Genomic DNA, 16,503 nt, shown 5'->3' on the forward strand with positions numbered 1-16,503 from the left:
GTGTCTCCGTGCGGAAGGTGGGATGTGGTTCAGTCCTTGCCGGCAGGCCCGATGAGCGACAGCCCGGCTTCGCCGGCGGCGGTGAAGGCGTCGTCGACGGCGACCACCTCACGGCCGGCGGCGTCCAGCAGGGAGGCGGCGACCGCCGCGCGCATCCCGCCGGCGCAGTGCACCCACACCACACCTGCGGGCACCTCACCGAGTCGGCCGTGCAGCTCGTGGACGGGGATGTGCACCGAGCCGTCGACGAACCCGTCGGCCCGCTCGGAATCGCGGCGCACATCCAGCACCACCACCTGCTCACCCCTCTCGCGGGCCTCGGCAAGATCGGCGAAGCGGGCGCGACGGAACGAAGCCAGCCGCTCGCCTTCGCGGACCCAGGTGTGTGCCTCTCCGGTGGCGGCGGCGGCCGGACGGTCGATGCCCACGCGGGCCAGTTCCCGCTGCGCCGCAGTGATCTGCTCCGGCGTGGAGGCCAGCAGGGTGACGGGCTTGCCCCAGGGGATCAGCCACGCCAGGTAGGTGGCCAGTTTGCCCTCGCCCTCGAAGTTGAACGAGCCGGCCACGTGGCCCTCGGCGAAGGCGACACGGTTGCGCAGGTCCACCACCCACTCTCCGGCCGCCAGCCGGGAGGCGATCTCCTCGGCGTCGGCCGACCGCGGCGGGGTGAGGTCGACGGGCGCGGGGCCGGAGGCGTTGGCCGGACCCATGTGCGCGTAGTAGGCGGGTACGTCGTCCAGGCCGGCGAGCATCTCCGCGACGAAGGTGGCGACGTCCATGGTCAGGGCGTCGTTGTTCTTGCGCTCCGCGCCGATCGTCGTCGCGTCCCCCTCGGCCTGTGACGAGGAGCAGAAGCTGCCGAAACCGTGCGTGGGCAGCACCCGCACGTCGTCGTCGAGGGTGTCGGCAAGTCGATGTGCGGAGGCGTGCTGGGCGCGGGCCAGCCGCTCGGTCAGCCGCGGCTCCACCAGGTCCGGCCGCCCGACGCTGCCGATCAGCAGTGATCCGCCGGTGAAGGCCGCTACGGGCCTGCCGTCCTCCTCCAGGACATATGACGTGTGGTGCGGAGTGTGGCCGGGAGTGGCCATGGCGCGCAGCAGCAACCCTTCGTCTACCGCGATCGCGTCACCGTCGGCGATGGGCGTGCGATCGAAGGACACCGAGGCCCCGGCCGGAACCAGGTAGCGGGCGCCGGTCGTGCGGGCCAACTCCAGGCCACCGGTGACGTAATCGTTGTGCACGTGGGTCTCGGCCACGTGGACGATGCGCACCCCGCGGCGGGCTGCTGCTGCGATGACCTGATCGATGTCGCGCTGGGGATCCACCACGACGGCGGCATCCGGCCCGCCGGCCAAGTAGCTGCGGTTGCCCAGTCCCTCGAATTCCAGGGTGTCGACGAAGAACACGGATACGACTCCTCTCGCGACGGTGTACCCCGGGGGGTATCTGTCCTTCACCGTAACAGAAATACCCCCGGGGGTATTTCGCGGAGGTGCGAGGGGTTCTCCCCGGGAGCCTCTCTGTGCCTGAAGCGCAGGTCATCAAGGCTGGGGGACATGGAAGGTGGTGTTGCGGACCGCGTCGCGAGCCGATCGCGGCCGTGCTTGCGTCCGTGGTTCGTGTTCACACTCGGACGGGATGAGACGCCGCACCGATCAGCGCCAGCCAGTCGGTCAGCCCGGCCGGGTCGGCGGTCCCGCACTGGAAGCCGACATGCCCGTCCGGCCGGACCGCCACCAGACCGCGGCCCGGGCTGTTCGCCAGCCGAAGGACAGTGACCTGGGAGCCGGCCACCACCTGCGGTGGCGGGGGAGCGGCGTCCCGCTGCAACAGCAGGTGCACACCCGGGCCGGCCAGCAGTTCGTGGAGCCTCCGTGGAGCCCCTCCGAGGCTGACGGTCGCGTCCGGCAGGCGGTCTCCTGGGCGGGGAGCACCCCGCAGGGGAGGTGTTCCCTGCACCGACAAGGGGCTGTGCCGGTAGTTCACCCGCAACTGGGAGATGAGGCGGATGGCCTCGGCGACCAGCCTGCGCCGGTCGAGCAAGGCGGGTACGGCTGCGGCTGCATGCGGGGCGGCCACTCCACGCAGCCAAGAGGAGAATCGCCCGGTCGACGCCTCTGCCCAGAACGCCATATGCGTGAGGACGATCCGGCGGCGGGCAGCCGGCCTGCGCTCCTGGTCGTAGGAGTCCAGCAGCACGTCGTCACCGGGATCGCCCTCGGCATGCCCTGCCGCGAAGCCGAGTTTCCAGCCGAGGTTCACCGCGTCCTGGATGCCGGCGTTCATGCCCTGACCGGTGGCAGGCGAGTAGTTGTGGGCCGCGTCCCCGGCGAGGAAGAGCCGCTCCTGGCGGAACCGCCGCGCGAGGCCACACCGCAGCGGCACCCGCGCGGACCAGGCCAGGCGCTCGATCCGTGCCGGCGTCCCCGCGTCGCTCAGAAGGCGCTGGAGCTCGGCTTGCGGGACGGCGGCGCCGGGCTGACCGAAGTCCCGCCCGGCGCTGCCGACGGCCGCCCGGGTGGCCAGCAGGCGCCAGGCGGCCTGCTCTCCGAGCGGGAAGAGGAACACCAGCCCGTCACGCCCCGCGAACACTTGAGCACCGGAAGGACCGTGGCGACCCGCAGCACCCGCCAGATCGAGGTCGGCGAGGATCACCTCCACGGCGTACGGCCTGCCATGCCAGCCGATGCCGGCACAGGCCCGCACGGTACTGGCCGGGCCGTCGCAGCCGGCGACGTAAGGACAGCTGATCTCCTCCGTGCCGCGCGGCGATCGCAGGACGGCCGACGCGTTGTGCCCGTCATCGCGGACGGTGACCAACTCGGTGCCACGTTCCACGCGCACCCCGCGGTCGGCGAGCGCCCGCGTCAGCACTTCTTCGACGTCCGTCTGCCGCACGAGGGACAGATGCCGGAACGCCGTCTCAGGCAGCGCGAAATCGGCCAGCCTGGCTTCGACGACACGGGAGCCGAGACGGAGAACGGCCGCAGGGGCGGTGTCCGCCCGTTCCAGCACGGCGTCGGTGACCCCGAGAGGGCGCAGAACCTCCAGGGTGCGCGGATGCAGGATGAGGGCGCGGGAGGGCCGGAAGGGCTCGGGCCGCCGCTCGACGATCCGGACCCGTGCCCCGTGGTCATGGGCCTCCAGCGCCAGGGTGAGGCCGGTCGGCCCCGCCCCGACGACCAGGACGTCCACGGTCATCATCGTGTCCCGGCCGTCACCCGCCACCAGTCCGAGGCGTCGTCCCGCGCCGCACCCTCGACCAGTCCGGGGTCCGCGAGGACGTCGTCGCGGCGCAGCCCGGGCAGCACGGTGTAGCCGATGGAGCCGGGCATACTGGCGAGGGCCAGTACCCGCCACAGGGAACGGGCGTAGTGCTCGGCGCGCTGCGGGGCGTCCCACTCGTACAGGCCGCGGTATCGGCCGTCCTCGTCGTGGGCCAGCCACAACTTCGAGGTGAAGCCTGGGAAACCGACGAACAGTGGAGTGTTCAGCAGGCTCTCCGCCCGGAACAGCGCGTGCCCGGGACCGTGGACCAGGCGCAACCGGAAGACGACCACCAACGTGCACGGATCCTTCGCCAGTCCGCTGCCGAGGCGGGTCTCCCGGTACGCCCGGGCCGACGTGCCGTCGGCGAAGCGGATGCGCGTTCCCACCCGTTCTCTCGGCAGGTGGACCCGGCGCCGGGCGAGCAGCATCCAGGAGGCGAGGAAACATCCGGCGACAGCCCGCCACGCCTCCAGAGGGGCGAGCGGCCCTTGTTCGCTCATGGTGGTCTCCTCCCGAGAAGGGACCGGCCCCGTACCACCACCATGCGGGAACGTGCCACGTCGCGCGACCCACGGACATCCGCCGCTGCACGCCCGGCCCCGGTCGGCGACGCCCCCGCTGATCACGCCCTTCTGGCTGCGGGCGTGCCTTCACCGGGCCGTGGAGTTCCTCAGAGTAGATCCGTTTGCACTCGACGACCGCTGTCGGGTGCGCTCGATGGACCACTGCAAAAGGCGAGGTTGTAGTTGAGGATTCTGGCGGCTTTGCTGATGGAGCCGGGCATGAGGTGGCGGTAGATCTTGAAAGTGACTTCGATGGTTTTGTGGCCCATCCACTCGGCGACGTCGGTGATGGGGATGCCGTGGGTGAGGCAGTTGGAGGCGAAGAAGTGCCGCAGGCTGTAGATGACCATCCCGGTGGGGATGTCGATCTCGCCGGCTTGCTTGATGCGTCGCCACTGGTTGGCGATGTGGTAGTGCGGGAACGTGGCGGAGGGGTCGCCGGGGTGGCGCAGGAGGTAGCCGTCGACGGTGCCGTGTTTGGAGGCGTACCACTCGATGGTCTGCCGCACCCGCGCGGGCAGGGGCACGTCCCGGTACTCGCCGGCCTTGCGGTGCTTGAGCCGCTCGTACTGGCAGGTGGTGCGATTGACCTGTTCGGTGATGCGGTAGACGTCGTCGGCCACGATGTTGTTGAGGTTCACCGCGAACGCCTCGCCGTTGCGCATGCCGCATCCGCTCATCAGGTCGGCGACCAGCAGGAAGCTGTCGTCGCCGGCGGTGCGTATCTGACGCAGCTGCTCGGGGGTGGGGATCACCACGCGCTTGGGGTCGTACCGCGGCGGCTTCACCCCGGAGACGGGATTGTCCTCGAACAGTCCCAGCCGGTCCGCGTCCAACAGGATCGCCTTGAGCCTGTCGAACGCGTTCGCCTGGGCGGCCAGGCCAACACCGTTGCGTTCCAGGGTCAGGATGAAGTCCTCGACGACCTTGTGGTCGAAGGTGTCCATCCGCCGGCTGCCCAGCAGCGGCAGCAGGTGAATGTTCAGCAGCGACTCCAGGTGCACCACCGACGCCGGCCCCAAATCCCGCTGTCCGGCCTTCCACTGCGAGGCGTACTCCCCGAACCGCATCGCCCCGTACTTCGCGACCCGCTCCGTCTTCGCCTGACCCCGCGGCACCCCCCTCTTCGCGTTGTAGATTTCCGTCAAACGCGCGATGGCCTTGTCCTGGGTCGCGAACCCGGACTCCTTCACCTGCTTCCCGGCCGCCGACCGATACCGGATCTTGTACGGGTGAGGACACTTCGACCACCGCGACCGCGGATGCTCACACTCCTTGAAAAGCGACCCCATCCCACGAACCAGGGCAGTGGAACTCACGGTTGCTGACTCCTCCGGGACCGATGCTGACAGTTTGCTAACCGTCGGCGGTCCGGAACGCCGCTGACCTGCACTTATGCGAGCAGGGTTCGCTATGTTCTGGAACTGGATCGGGCGGACGCAGGGGGAGATCGAGCAGGCGCGCCGGGACTGGATGGAGGGCTCCCGGTTCGGGGAGGTGAAGGGGTACGACGGGGATCCGCTGCCGGCGCCCGAGCTGCCGCCGACCCGTCTGAAACCACGGGGAAGGGTTCGCTGACCCGCGGAAATGGCTGATGCTGGTGACGGGCGGGGACTTGCTTTGAACACTGCCGCCCGCCCGTCGGCCCCTCGAAGGGGCGGCGGATTTCCTTGCTCAGCCTGCGAGACGGTGAGATCGGGGCCCGGTCAACCCAGATGGAGAAGGCCGGCCTCGACGACAGCACGGCCGAAGGGGCTCGCGAGTTCGGCGAGACGCTCACAGCCGGCGTCACCGAGGGCGGCGTAGGCGGGAAGGGCCAGGCGGTCGGTGCGGTCCTCGATGTGCCGGCGCAGGAGTACGCCTTCCGGGCTGAGGGAGTCGCCATCCAGGAGACCTCGCTCGCGCAGGTGCTCCTGGGTGCCGGCCCACTCATCCTCGGGCCATGCGCGGCTCGCCTTGAGGAAGCCGACGGGGACCTCACCGGTCGCGGCGTGCAGAATCAGCGCCTCCAAGCCTCCGACACCCTCGCTCAGCAGGCATGCGACATGGCCGTCTCCACGGAACTCCCGGAGCAGTGTCTGGGCATGCCACAGCCGCAGCACCGGCTCCTTTGGCCACGGCAGTGCGGCATGCGCCGCGAACAGCGGGCGGCCCTGCGCGTGTTCACAGGCCGCCTCGGCGGCCCGGCGGGTCAGCGCCAGCACCTCGTCCACGTGGGGCAACTCGTGAATTCCCGCCCGTCGCAGGGCTTCGCCCGCCGCGGCGTACCGCGCGTCCAACACCTGCTGCGGCGTCGTTGCGTCCCAGGCCCCGTCGACCGCCTGCCGTACGGCATCGGGGTTGAAGTTGTAGAAGGTCGAGATGACCAGTTCGGCGGAAGCTTCGCCGAATGCGGCGCTCCTGGAAGCGAAGTACCCGGCGCGACCGCTCAAGCCGAGGTCCGCGTACCGTCGCCTTGCCTCGGGAACGAAGTAGATCATGCCGTGGACGGGCTCGAGACGGCGCCAGGCCTCGTGGGCGGTCTGCATCGGGTCACCTCTTCGGAGAGTCGACGAACGGGACATGCGCTGCGGGTTCACTACTCGGCGTGCGCTTGCAGGTGTTCGAGCAGCAGGCGGCTCAGCGTTTCGGGCGCCTCCTCGGGGATCCAGTGGCTGACGCCCTGGAGGGTCTCGAACCGGTACGGCCCGTCGACCCATTGCTCGGTCTCCTGTGCGGCTGCCGGACCGAACGCGCTGTCCTCCGTGCTCCAGATGTACAGCGTGGGGACGTCGATGACGCCGATGGCGCCGTCGGGGCGGCCGGCCCGATACCAGTTCAGCGCCGCGCTGAGAGCGCCCGGCTGGGACAGGTGCGACACGTAGGCGTCGGCGCTGCCTTGTGGGACCTTTCCGGCGTAGAAATCGCGAAGCTCTTGGGCACCGTGGGCGAGCATGCGCTCCTCGGTCGCTGGTGTCTCGCGCCAGTCGATCATGTAGTGGGAGCGTTCGCGCTGGTCCTGGTCGGTGCGCAGGGTGGTGGCCAGAGCGCCGGGGTGCGGGGTCGAGACCACCGTCAGGGTGCGCACGCGGCCGGGGTGGGCGTGCGCGGTCCACCAGGCCACCGCGCCTCCCCAGTCATGGCCGACGAGGTCGAACGCCGCCCAGCCCAGTTCCTCACTGATCGCGACCACGTCGTCCACGAGAAGGCTGATGCGATAGTCCTCGGGCCGCTGGGGGCGGGCGCCGGGGGAGTACCCACGCTGGTCGGGCGCCACCACCCGGTAGCCGTGCGCGGCCAACGCCTCGATCTGCCGCTGCCACACCAGCCCCGTCTGCGGGAAGCCGTGCAGCAGCAGCGCCGGGCGGCCCTCGGGCGGACCCGCCGCGATCGCGTCGAACACGCCCGCACCCGTGGAGATGCTCAGCTGCTGAGTCACGACCCATCCCTTCGTACGACACCCCTTCGTACCGACTGGTCGGTACCCTCCAGGTGAGGGGGCGGACTGTCAAGAGCCGGGGCATGGTTGAACCTGACGCCGGATTCAATTATAACCGGCGGAAGGCCGGCCACCGGCTCCACCCGGACGAACCGGGCCAACAGGAAGCAGTGAGGCGACATGAGGGAAGCAGTCATCGTTTCGACGGCACGCACGCCGATCGGAAAGGCCTACCGCGGTGCGTTCAACGACACGCAGTCGCAGGAACTCGCCGCCCACGCCCTTTCGCACGCGGTGCAGCGGGCCGGGCTCGAGGGTGGTGAGGTCGAGGACGTGATCTTCGGCTGCGCCGTGCAGCAGGGGTCCTCGGGTTTCAATGTCGCGCGTCAGACCGCTCTCCGTGCCGGGCTTCCTGACGTCGTGTCGGGGATGACGATCGACCGTCAGTGCTCGTCGGGCCTGATGGCCATCGCGACGGCCGCCAAGCAGATCGTCGCGGACGGCATGCAGGTCGCTGTCGGCGGCGGTGTCGAGTCGATCTCCCTGGTGCAGAACGACCACATGAACACCCACCGCATGGCGGATCCCTGGCTGGCCGAGCACAAGCCGGGCATCTACCTGCCGATGCTGCACACGGCGGAGATCGTCGCCGAACGCTACGGCGTGAGCCGGGAACGCCAGGACGAGTTCGCCCTGGTGTCACAGCAGCGCACCGCGGCGGCGCAGGAGGCCGGCCGGTTCGACCAGGAGATTGTCGCGCTCGGCAGCGTCAAGAAGGTCCTGGACAAGCAGTCCGGCCAGGTGCGGGACGAGGCGGTGACCCTGACCCGGGATGAGGGCAACCGCGCGTCGACGACGCTCGAGGGCCTTGCCGGGTTGGCGCCGGTGCTGCCCGACGGTGAGGTGAGCGCGCGATCCAGCGTCACGGCGGGCAACTCCTCGCAGCTGTCGGACGGGGCTTCTGCGTCGGTGCTGATGGAGTCGAAGGAGGCCGAACGCCGCGGACTTCAGCCGCTGGGCGTCTACCGGGGTATGACCGTTGCCGGTTGCGGGCCGGACGAGATGGGCATCGGCCCGGTTTTCGCCATTCCGAAGCTGCTGAAGCAGCACGACCTCACCATCGACGACATCGGCCTGTGGGAACTCAACGAGGCGTTCGCCTCCCAGGCGCTGTACTGCCGGGACGAACTGCACATCGACCCGGAGCGGTTCAACGTCAACGGCGGCGCCATCTCGGTCGGTCACCCGTACGGAATGACCGGAGCCCGGCTGGTGGGGCACGCCCTCATCGAGGGCAAGCGCCGCGGTGTCCGGTATGTGGTGATCTCGATGTGTGTCGGCGGCGGCATGGGCGCAGCCGGACTGTTCGAGGTCGCCTGAGGTGCCGAGCGTGACGGACAAGGCGCGCACCGCCGTCCTCGTGGACTTCGGCGGTGTCATCACCTCCAGTGTGCTGCGGGCTTTCACCGACTTCGGCGCCTCGCTCGGCGTCGATCCGCGCCTGCCGCTGGACCTCCTCGGCCGGGACGAGGCATCACGCACCCTCCTGGCCGACCACGAGTGCGGCCGCATCGACGCCGAAGCCTTCGAGCGAGGGTTCGCCGAACGGCTCCGTGCCCACGGAGCCGACGTGGCGGCCGAGGGGCTCACGGCCCGCATGCAGGCGGGAATGTCGATCGACCAGGACATGCTCGCGCTGCTCGGTGGCCTCCGGGCCGCCGGCCGTCCCGTCGCGCTCGTGTCCAATTCGTTCGGTACCGGAACCTACGACGGCGTCGAACTCGTGTCCCTCGCCGACGTGATCGTCATCTCCGCCGAGGTCGGGATCCGCAAGCCCTCCCGGCGGATCTACGCGATCGCGTGTGAACGCCTCGGTATCGACCCCGAGCAGGCAGTCATGATCGACGATCTGCGGCAGAACCTCGACGGAGCGGCGCGGCTCGGAATCGGGGGCGTACTGCACACCAGCGCCGCCGACACCCGCCGCCAACTCGCCGAACGCTTCGGAATCACCACCTGACGATCGACCGAACGGGCGCGGTGAGGTCGGTCATCCGGCCGCACCGCCCGAGCACTTGATGCCGAAGCCGGGCCAAGTCAACCCATCGGTGAGGGCGCGAGCCGCACCCTCCCCTGCTCACACTCCGGAAGGCACCGCCCATGACCAGCGTTTTCGATCCCGTGTGCCGCCACGCCGCCGCCACCCCCGACCACATCGCACTGCGCGGCGCCACGGATCAGTGGACCTACCTTCAGCTGCGGGCCGCGAGCATGCGGTACGCGGGCGCCCTGGTCGCCGCGGGCCTGTCCCCGGGGGACCGGGTGCTGCTCGCGGCCCCTTCGGTGCCCGAGTTCGTGGTGGCCTATCTCGGGATCCAGGCCGCGGGCTGTGTCGTGGTGCCCGTCAACACGATGTCCACCCGGGCCGAGGTCGAGTACGTTCTCGGCGATGCCGGATGCTCACTGGCGATCGCATGGCACGCGCTCGGCCCGGCCGTCGCGGAGGCGGCCGCGGCGCTCTCGGTGCCCTCTTGGACGCTGTCCCCGGGCGCGTCGGTCACCGCTGCCCCGGCCGGCGTCGTCGACCGGGACCGCGGCGAGACCGCGGCCATCCTCTACACCTCGGGAACCACGGGACGGCCGAAGGGGGCCCAACTCACCGTCGGGAACCTGCTGTCCGCCGGGGAGATCGGCGCCGAGTGCAGCCGAGCGACGAGCGCCGACCGTACTGGCACCGGCCTCCCGCTGTTCCACGTGTTCGGCCAGGCATCGGTCATGATGGCGACCTTGACCGTGGGCGGCTCGATGTCGTTGCTGGCCCGATTCGACCCGGCGTCGATGCTGGACATGCTGCGCCGCGACCGGCTCACCATCATGGCCGGCGTGCCGACCATGTGGAACGCGCTGCTGCACGCGGCGGGTGACGCGAATCCGGCGGACTTCGCCGGGCTCCGGGTCGCCGTCTCCGGTGGCGCGTCGCTTCCCGGGGAGATCGCCCGGGCCTTCGAGGCCCGCTTCGGCTGCACCATCCTCGAGGGGTATGGGCTCACCGAGACCACCGCGTTCGGCACCTTCAACGACATCGACCGCGGCGGCAAGACCGGGTGCACCGGCAGGGCAGTGCCGCGGACGCAGGTTCAGGTGCGTGACGACGACGGCAAGGAGTGCCCGCCGGGCAGCGTCGGCGAGGTCCACGTCAAGGGGCCCACGGTGATGCGCGGCTACTGGAAGCGCCCCGCTGACACCGCCGCGACCCTCTCGTCCGACGGCTGGTTCCGGACCGGTGACCTCGGTGAAACCGACGCGGACGGCGACCTTCGTATCGTCGACCGCATCAAGGACCTGATCATCCGCGGCGGTTACAACGTCTACCCCGGCGAGGTCGAGGAAGTTCTCTACGAGCATCCGGACATCATCGAAGCAGCCGTGATCGGCGTACCCGACGAGCACTACGGCGAGGAGGTCGCCGCGCTCATCGCCGCCCGGCCCGGTGCGGAGCTCGGCGCCGCCGAGGTGTCGAGCTGGGCACGGGAGCGGCTGTCCGCATACAAGATCCCGCGCATCGTCCGGTTCGTGGACGCGCTGCCCAAGGGCCCGACCGGGAAGATCCTCAAGCGGTCCATCGACCGTACGGCTCTGACCCGCGACAGGGCGCCCGCCGACGTTCCCGCCGCCCGCCGCCACTGAGTCTCCGCCCTCCGCGTTTGTGATTGTGGTGTCGGATTCAAGTACAGTTGCCGGGATGGAGACCACTGCGCACGAGGAGATCGACGGCGAGCAGGCACCGCCCATGGCGCCCCTGACGCACCTTCGTGAGCCCCCCACGACGAAGCGCGGAGCGCGGACCCGGGCCGCTCTGGTGAAAGCGGCACGGAAGGTGTTCGAACGGGACGGCTACCTCGACACGCGCCTGACCGACATCACCAAAGAGGCTCAGTGCGCGGCGGGATCCTTCTACACCTACTTCGCCAACAAGGAAGAGGTGCTTGCCGCCGTCCTCCTGGAGGCGCAGGAGGACATGATGCACCCCGGCATGGCCCGGGTGGAGGGTACCGACGATCCCCATGCGGTACTCGAGGCGAGCAATCGCGCGTACCTCGAGGCGTACAAACGGAACGCGAAGCTGATGGGCCTGCTCGAGCAGGTCGCCCAAGTGGAGCCGGAGTTCCGTGAGTTCCGGCGTCGGCGCGCCGACGCGTTCATCCGCCGCAATGCCCGTGGCATCGCCGACCTGCAGGCGCGGGGTGTCGCGGACCGCGAGGTCGATCCGATGATGGCCTCCCGTGCGCTGTCGGGCATGGTCAGCGTCATGGCCTACAACGCCTTCGTGCTCGGCGAACGGCAGGAAGAAGGTGCGCCGGTGGACTTCGAGGAGCTCGTGTCCACGGTGACCCGACTCTGGGCGAACGCCCTCCGCTTCCCCGACCACCGCTGATCCGCCTGCCCCTTAGCCGCTCATCCCCCTGGGGATTGGGCGGCTTTCTTCATGTGGTTTGGTGTGGGCAGCTATTGAACTTGACGTCGGATTCAACTATACAGGTGAACGCATCGCACGCCCGTCAACGGAGAGGGTTGCCGTGAACGTCGCACAGAGAGTCGCCATCGTCACCGGTGGTGGCGCGGGCATCGGCGGCGCGCTGGCCGCACGGCTCGCTCGTGAGGGTGCCCGGGTCGTCGTCGCGGACCTCGACGCGGACAGCGCGCGGGCGGTGTCGGAGGCAGTCAACGCCGACCGCCCGGGAAGCACCGTCAGTGCCGGCGCGGACGTGTCGGACACAGAGCAGATCCAGCGGTTGGTCGACCTGGCGGAAAGCACCTTCGGTCCGGTCGATCTCTACTTCGCGAACGCGGGCATCGCGGGGGCGCCCGGCCTCGACGCGAGCGAGCAGGACTGGGACCGCACGATCGACGTCAACCTGCGAGCCCACATCCGTGCGGCAAAGCTGCTGGTACCGGGGTGGCTCGAGCGCGGTGAGGGCTACTTCGTCAGCACGGCCTCGGCGGCCGGACTGCTGACCCAGATCGGCTCCGCCACGTACGCCGTCACCAAGCACGCGGCGGTCTCCTTCGCCGAGTGGCTGAGTGTCACCTACGGCGATCGCGGGGTCCGTGTCAGCTGTCTGTGCCCGATGGGTGTGAACACCAGGCTGCTGTACTCCGGGAAGGACTCCGGGGACGTGCTGGGAAGAGCGGCGACGCGGGCCGTCACGTCCGCGGGTGACGTCCTGGAGCCGGCCGAAGTCGCCGACGCCGTCCTGGCCGCAGTCAAGGACGAGCGCTTCCTCGTCCTGCCGCACGAAGACGTTCTCGACATGTACCGGCAGAAAGGCTCGGACTACGACCGGTGGCTGCGCGGGATGCGCCGCTACCAGAGCTCCCTGCTGGCGCAGACATGACCGGCGCGCCGGGCGAGCTGGTCCTCGCCGAACACCGAGGGCCGGTGCTGGTGCTCACGTTCAACCGGCCCGCCAAGCTGAACGCCTGGACCGACGAACTCGAGGACCGCTACTTCGCGCTGCTGGACGCCGCCGAGGACGACCCGGACGTACGCGCCGTCGTGGTCACCGGTGCGGGACGCGGATTCTGCGCCGGAGCGGACCTGCAACAGCTGCAGGCGGTCGGCGAGGTCTCCGAGGCGGACCGGGTTCGGCGCCGTCCGCGGGACGTTCCGCGGACCCTGCGCAAGCCGCTGATCGGGGCGGTCAACGGGGTGGCCGCCGGCCTGGGCATGGTGGAGGCCCTCTACTGCGACCTTCGTTTCGGCTCGCCCGCGGCCCGGTTCACCACGGCATTCGCGCAACGCGGGCTGATCGCCGAGTACGGGATCTCCTGGCTGTTGCCCCGGCTGGTGGGGCACAGCCGGGCAGCGGACCTGTTGCTGTCGAGTCGCATGGTGGATGCCGAGGGGGCCTTCCGTATCGGACTCCTCGACCACCTGGTCCCCACCGGCAGCGTGGTGGATGCCGCTGTCGCGTACGCCGCCGATCTGGCGAGGCACTGCTCCCCGGCATCCATGGCCACCATCAAGAGCCAACTGAGCAACGACGCGGACGGCACCTACGCCGATTCCGTGGCCCGGGCGGAAGGCCTCATGCTCCAGGCCTTCCGCGGGTCCGACGTCGTCGAAGGCGTGGCCAGTCACCTGGACAAGCGCCCGCCCGACTTTCCCTCCCTACCCGTCAGGAGTTCGGATGTCACTGTTTGAGATGTCGGCCCGCGCCAAGAAGTACCAGGCGGATCTGCTCGAGTTCATGGATGCGCGCATCTACCCCGCCGAGGCGGTGTACCACGAGCAGATGCGCACGTCGGGTGACCCGCACTTCCACCCGCCGATCCTCGAGGAGCTCAAGGCGGAGGCCCGCAGGCGTGGACTGTGGAACCTGTTCCACCCGCACCCGGAGTGGGGCCCCGGTCTGACGAACCTCGAGTACGCGCCGCTGGCGGAGATCATGGGGCGCAGCCACATCGCCTCCGAGGCGTGCAACTGCAACGCGCCCGACACCGGCAACATGGAGGTGCTCACGCTGTTCGGCAGCGACGAGCACAAGGAGAAGTACCTCAAGCCCCTGCTCGACGGGACGATGGCCTCGGCCTTCGCGATGACCGAGCCGCGTGTCGCCAGCTCCGACGCCACCAACATCGAGCTGCGGATGGAGCGCGACGGGGACGCGTACGTGCTCAACGGCCGCAAGTGGTTCGCCTCGAACGCGATGCACAAGAACTGCAAGGTGCTCATCGTGATGGGCAAGACCGACCCCACGGCGGCCCCCCATCGCCAGCAGTCGATGATGGTCGTACCCGTAGACGCCCCCGGGGTCACCGTGGTCCGCAACCTCCCGGTGTTCGGGTACGCGGATCGCGAGGGCCATGCGGAGATCGTCTTCGAAAATGTCCGGGTGCCGGCCAAGGACGTGCTCAAGGGCGAGGGCGAGGGTTTCGCGATCAGCCAGGCCCGGCTCGGACCCGGTCGTATCCACCACTGCATGCGGGCCATCGGCGCGGCCGAGCGGGCGCTGGAACTGATGTGCCGGCGCGCGCAGTCACGGGTGACCTTCGGCAGCCCGGTCGCCGAGCGGTCCAACATCCAGGACTGGATCGCGGAAGCGCGCATCGACATCGAGATGATCCGCCTGCTCACGCTCAAGGCCGCGTACCTGATGGACACGGTCGGCAACAAGGAAGCGCGCACCGAGATCGCGGCCATCAAGGTGGCCGCCCCCGAGATCGCGTTGAAGATCGTCGACCGCGCGATCCAGGTGCACGGGGGAGCGGGAGTGACCGACGACTTCCCGCTGGCCATGATGTACGCGCATCTGCGGACGCTGCGGCTGGCGGACGGTCCCGACGAGGTGCACAAGCGGGCCATCGCCAGGCAGGAACTGCGGCAGTACCGCGACGCGGCGACGGCGGCGGTGAGCTGAGATGGCGGGACTCGACCTCACCGGTCGCACCGCCGTCGTCACCGGGGCCTCGCGCGGTATCGGCCTGGCGATCGCCCAGGCCATCGCGGAGGCCGGCGGGAACGTCGTCCTCACCTCCCGCTCCCAGGAGGCGGCGGACGCCGCCGCGGCCCAGGTCAAGGGCACAGCGGTCGGCGTCGGGGCGCACGCGGTCGACGAAGAGGCGGCCCGGCGCTGTGTGGATCTGACGCTCGAGCGCTTCGGCGGCCTGGACATCCTCGTCAACAACGCGGGGACCAACCCGGCCTACGGGCCGGTCATCGACCAGGACCACGGCCGGTTCGCGAAGACGTTCGACGTGAACCTGTGGGCGCCCGTCCTGTGGACGGGTCTCGCCACGCGGGCCTGGATGGGGGAGCACGGCGGGGCGGTCGTCAACACTGCGTCGGTGGGCGGCATGGCCTCCGAGGCGAACATCGGGCTGTACAACGCCTCGAAGGCCGCACTGATCCATCTCACCAAGCAACTGGCCCTCGAACTCTCGCCGAAGGTCCGCGTCAACGCGGTGGCACCGGGTGTGGTGCGCACCAAGCTGGCCGAGGCCCTGTGGAAGGAGCACGAGCAGACCGTGTCCGCCTCGATGGCGCTGGGCCGTATCGGGGAGCCTGCCGACATCGCCTCCGCGGTCGCCTTCCTCGTCTCGGACGCCGCGAGTTGGATCACCGGCGAGACCATGGTGATCGACGGCGGGCAACTGCTCGGCGACGCGCTCCCGTTCAGGCAAGGAGCCCGTATCGGTGTCTAGCGCGGACATCATCGGAATCGACGCCGGGTCCGTGAGCCGCTGGTTCGCCACCCTCGGCGTCGACTTCGCCGGGCCCTTGGCCCTCGAGCGGATCGGGCTGGGCCAGTCGAATCTGACGTATCTCGTACGGGATCGGGACGGCCGCAGATGGGTGCTGCGGCGCCCACCGCTGGGTCATCTGCTGGCGTCGGCGCACGACGTGGCCCGCGAGGCGCGGATCCTGACCGGCCTGGAGAGCACCGCCGTCCCGACCCCGCGGGCACTCGGGCTGACCGATGATCCCGCCGTGACGGACGTCCCGCTTCTTCTCATGGAGTTCGTGGACGGCGAGGTCGTCGACTCGATGTCGATCGCGCGGTCGTTGACGCCCGAGCGCCGCCGGGCGATCGGGATGTCGTTGCCGCGGACGCTGGCGCAGATCCACGCGGTCGATCTCGAGGCGACCGGGCTGACCGGTCTGGCGAGCCACAAGCCGTATGCGCAGCGTCAGCTCAAGCGGTGGTCGGCCCAGTGGAAGCGGTCCAGGACCCGCGAGCTGCCCGCCCTGGAGGACCTCACCCGGCGCCTGGTGGCGGCCGTGCCGGAGCAGCGCGAACTGGCGCTCGTGCACGGCGACTTCCATCTGCGCAACGTCATCACCTCCCACGACAGCGGGGAGGTGACCGCGGTGCTCGACTGGGAACTGTCGACGCTGGGGGACCCGTTGGCGGACATGGGCAGCCTGCTGGCCTACTGGCCGGCCAAGGGTGAGAACACCTTGGGCGACTTCGTCGCGACGGCCCTCGACGGCTTCCCGCACCGCGAGGAACTCGTGGCGGCCTACTCGGCGGCGTCGGGACGAGATCTGACGGCGCTGGACTACTGGCACACGATGGGCCTGTGGAAGGTCGCGATCATCGCGGAGGGAGTCATGCGCCGCGCGATGGACGAACCGCGGAACAAGGCCGCGTCCGGGACCCCGACCGCGGAGCGCATCGACGCACTGGTGACGAAGGCCCACGAAGTCGCGGACACGGCAGGTATCTGAACCGATCGCCCGCACACAGG

15 protein-coding genes and 1 pseudogene are annotated in these 16,503 nt (G+C 69.7%); 10 read left to right on the top strand and 6 right to left on the bottom strand.

Annotation, left to right across the window (positions count from 1 at the left end; genetic code table 11):
* Positions 1-29: 29 nt before the first annotated feature.
* The 4 genes from IO24_RS0107765 to IO24_RS0107780 all read right to left on the bottom strand — a co-directional run bounded on the left by IO24_RS0107765 (position 30) and on the right by IO24_RS0107780 (position 5,125).
* Positions 30-1,406 (bottom strand): MBL fold metallo-hydrolase, encoded by a 1,377-nt coding sequence (locus IO24_RS0107765; protein WP_031133264.1) that lies wholly within the window; start codon positions 1,404-1,406, stop codon positions 30-32.
* Positions 1,407-1,623: 217 nt separating this feature from the next.
* Positions 1,624-3,201, bottom strand: coding sequence for an FAD-dependent monooxygenase (locus IO24_RS0107770; RefSeq protein WP_234335171.1), 1,578 nt, complete (start codon positions 3,199-3,201; stop codon positions 1,624-1,626).
* Positions 3,201-3,770: a hypothetical protein gene (locus IO24_RS0107775; protein WP_031133268.1), complete on the bottom strand. Its 570-nt coding sequence runs from the start codon at positions 3,768-3,770 to the stop codon at positions 3,201-3,203. The genes IO24_RS0107770 and IO24_RS0107775 overlap by 1 nt, the downstream gene beginning before the upstream one ends.
* 170 nt (positions 3,771-3,940) lie before the next feature.
* On the bottom strand, positions 3,941-5,125 hold the full coding sequence (locus tag IO24_RS0107780) for a tyrosine-type recombinase/integrase (RefSeq protein ID WP_078899008.1): 1,185 nt from the start codon (positions 5,123-5,125) through the stop codon (positions 3,941-3,943).
* Positions 5,126-5,246: 121 nt separating this feature from the next.
* Here IO24_RS0107780 and IO24_RS0107785 point away from each other — a divergent pair.
* Positions 5,247-5,411, top strand: a pseudogene (locus IO24_RS0107785) (pirin family protein); the annotation flags it as partial.
* A gap of 128 nt (positions 5,412-5,539) precedes the next feature.
* Here IO24_RS0107785 and IO24_RS0107790 read toward each other — a convergent pair.
* The gene (locus IO24_RS0107790; RefSeq protein ID WP_031133275.1) at positions 5,540-6,361 is read right to left on the bottom strand and encodes an SCO6745 family protein; all 822 of its coding nucleotides are present in this window, start codon (positions 6,359-6,361) and stop codon (positions 5,540-5,542) included.
* Between the two features lie 50 nt (positions 6,362-6,411).
* On the bottom strand, positions 6,412-7,251 hold the full coding sequence (locus IO24_RS0107795; RefSeq protein ID WP_031133278.1) for an alpha/beta fold hydrolase: 840 nt from the start codon (positions 7,249-7,251) through the stop codon (positions 6,412-6,414).
* Positions 7,252-7,431: 180 nt separating this feature from the next.
* On the opposite strand from IO24_RS0107795, the gene IO24_RS0107800 reads away from it, so the two are divergent.
* The 9 genes from IO24_RS0107800 to IO24_RS0107840 all read left to right on the top strand — a co-directional run bounded on the left by IO24_RS0107800 (position 7,432) and on the right by IO24_RS0107840 (position 16,483).
* Positions 7,432-8,631, top strand: coding sequence for an acetyl-CoA C-acyltransferase (locus IO24_RS0107800; RefSeq protein WP_031133279.1), 1,200 nt, complete (start codon positions 7,432-7,434; stop codon positions 8,629-8,631).
* Between the two features lie 10 nt (positions 8,632-8,641).
* A complete protein-coding gene (locus tag IO24_RS0107805) occupies positions 8,642-9,271 on the top strand; it encodes an HAD family hydrolase (protein WP_037667617.1) in 630 nt (209 codons plus the stop codon).
* A 140-nt stretch (positions 9,272-9,411) separates the two neighbouring features.
* Positions 9,412-10,938 carry a class I adenylate-forming enzyme family protein gene (locus tag IO24_RS0107810; RefSeq protein WP_031133281.1) on the top strand — a complete coding sequence of 509 codons (1,527 nt, stop codon included), beginning with the start codon at positions 9,412-9,414 and terminating at the stop codon, positions 10,936-10,938.
* A gap of 55 nt (positions 10,939-10,993) precedes the next feature.
* Positions 10,994-11,686, top strand: coding sequence for a TetR/AcrR family transcriptional regulator (locus IO24_RS0107815; RefSeq protein WP_031133283.1), 693 nt, complete (start codon positions 10,994-10,996; stop codon positions 11,684-11,686).
* A 142-nt stretch (positions 11,687-11,828) separates the two neighbouring features.
* Positions 11,829-12,647 (top strand): SDR family oxidoreductase, encoded by an 819-nt coding sequence (locus IO24_RS0107820; protein ID WP_031133285.1) that lies wholly within the window; start codon positions 11,829-11,831, stop codon positions 12,645-12,647.
* The gene (locus tag IO24_RS0107825) at positions 12,644-13,456 is read left to right on the top strand and encodes an enoyl-CoA hydratase-related protein (RefSeq protein WP_031133287.1); all 813 of its coding nucleotides are present in this window, start codon (positions 12,644-12,646) and stop codon (positions 13,454-13,456) included. The genes IO24_RS0107820 and IO24_RS0107825 overlap by 4 nt, the downstream gene beginning before the upstream one ends.
* Complete coding sequence (locus IO24_RS0107830; RefSeq protein WP_031133289.1) at positions 13,443-14,672, top strand: acyl-CoA dehydrogenase family protein; 1,230 nt, start codon at positions 13,443-13,445, stop codon at positions 14,670-14,672. The genes IO24_RS0107825 and IO24_RS0107830 overlap by 14 nt, the downstream gene beginning before the upstream one ends.
* 1 nt (position 14,673) lies before the next feature.
* The gene (locus IO24_RS0107835) at positions 14,674-15,456 is read left to right on the top strand and encodes an SDR family oxidoreductase (RefSeq protein WP_031133291.1); all 783 of its coding nucleotides are present in this window, start codon (positions 14,674-14,676) and stop codon (positions 15,454-15,456) included.
* Entirely contained in the window at positions 15,449-16,483 is a 1,035-nt protein-coding gene (locus IO24_RS0107840) for a phosphotransferase family protein (RefSeq protein ID WP_031133293.1), read from the top strand. Before IO24_RS0107835 ends, IO24_RS0107840 begins: the two co-directional genes overlap by 8 nt.
* The last annotated feature ends 20 nt before the right edge of the window (positions 16,484-16,503 follow it).

It is taken from the genome of Streptomyces flavovariabilis, from assembly GCF_000725785.1.
Taxonomy (GTDB): Bacteria; Actinomycetota; Actinomycetes; order Streptomycetales; family Streptomycetaceae; genus Streptomyces; species Streptomyces hawaiiensis.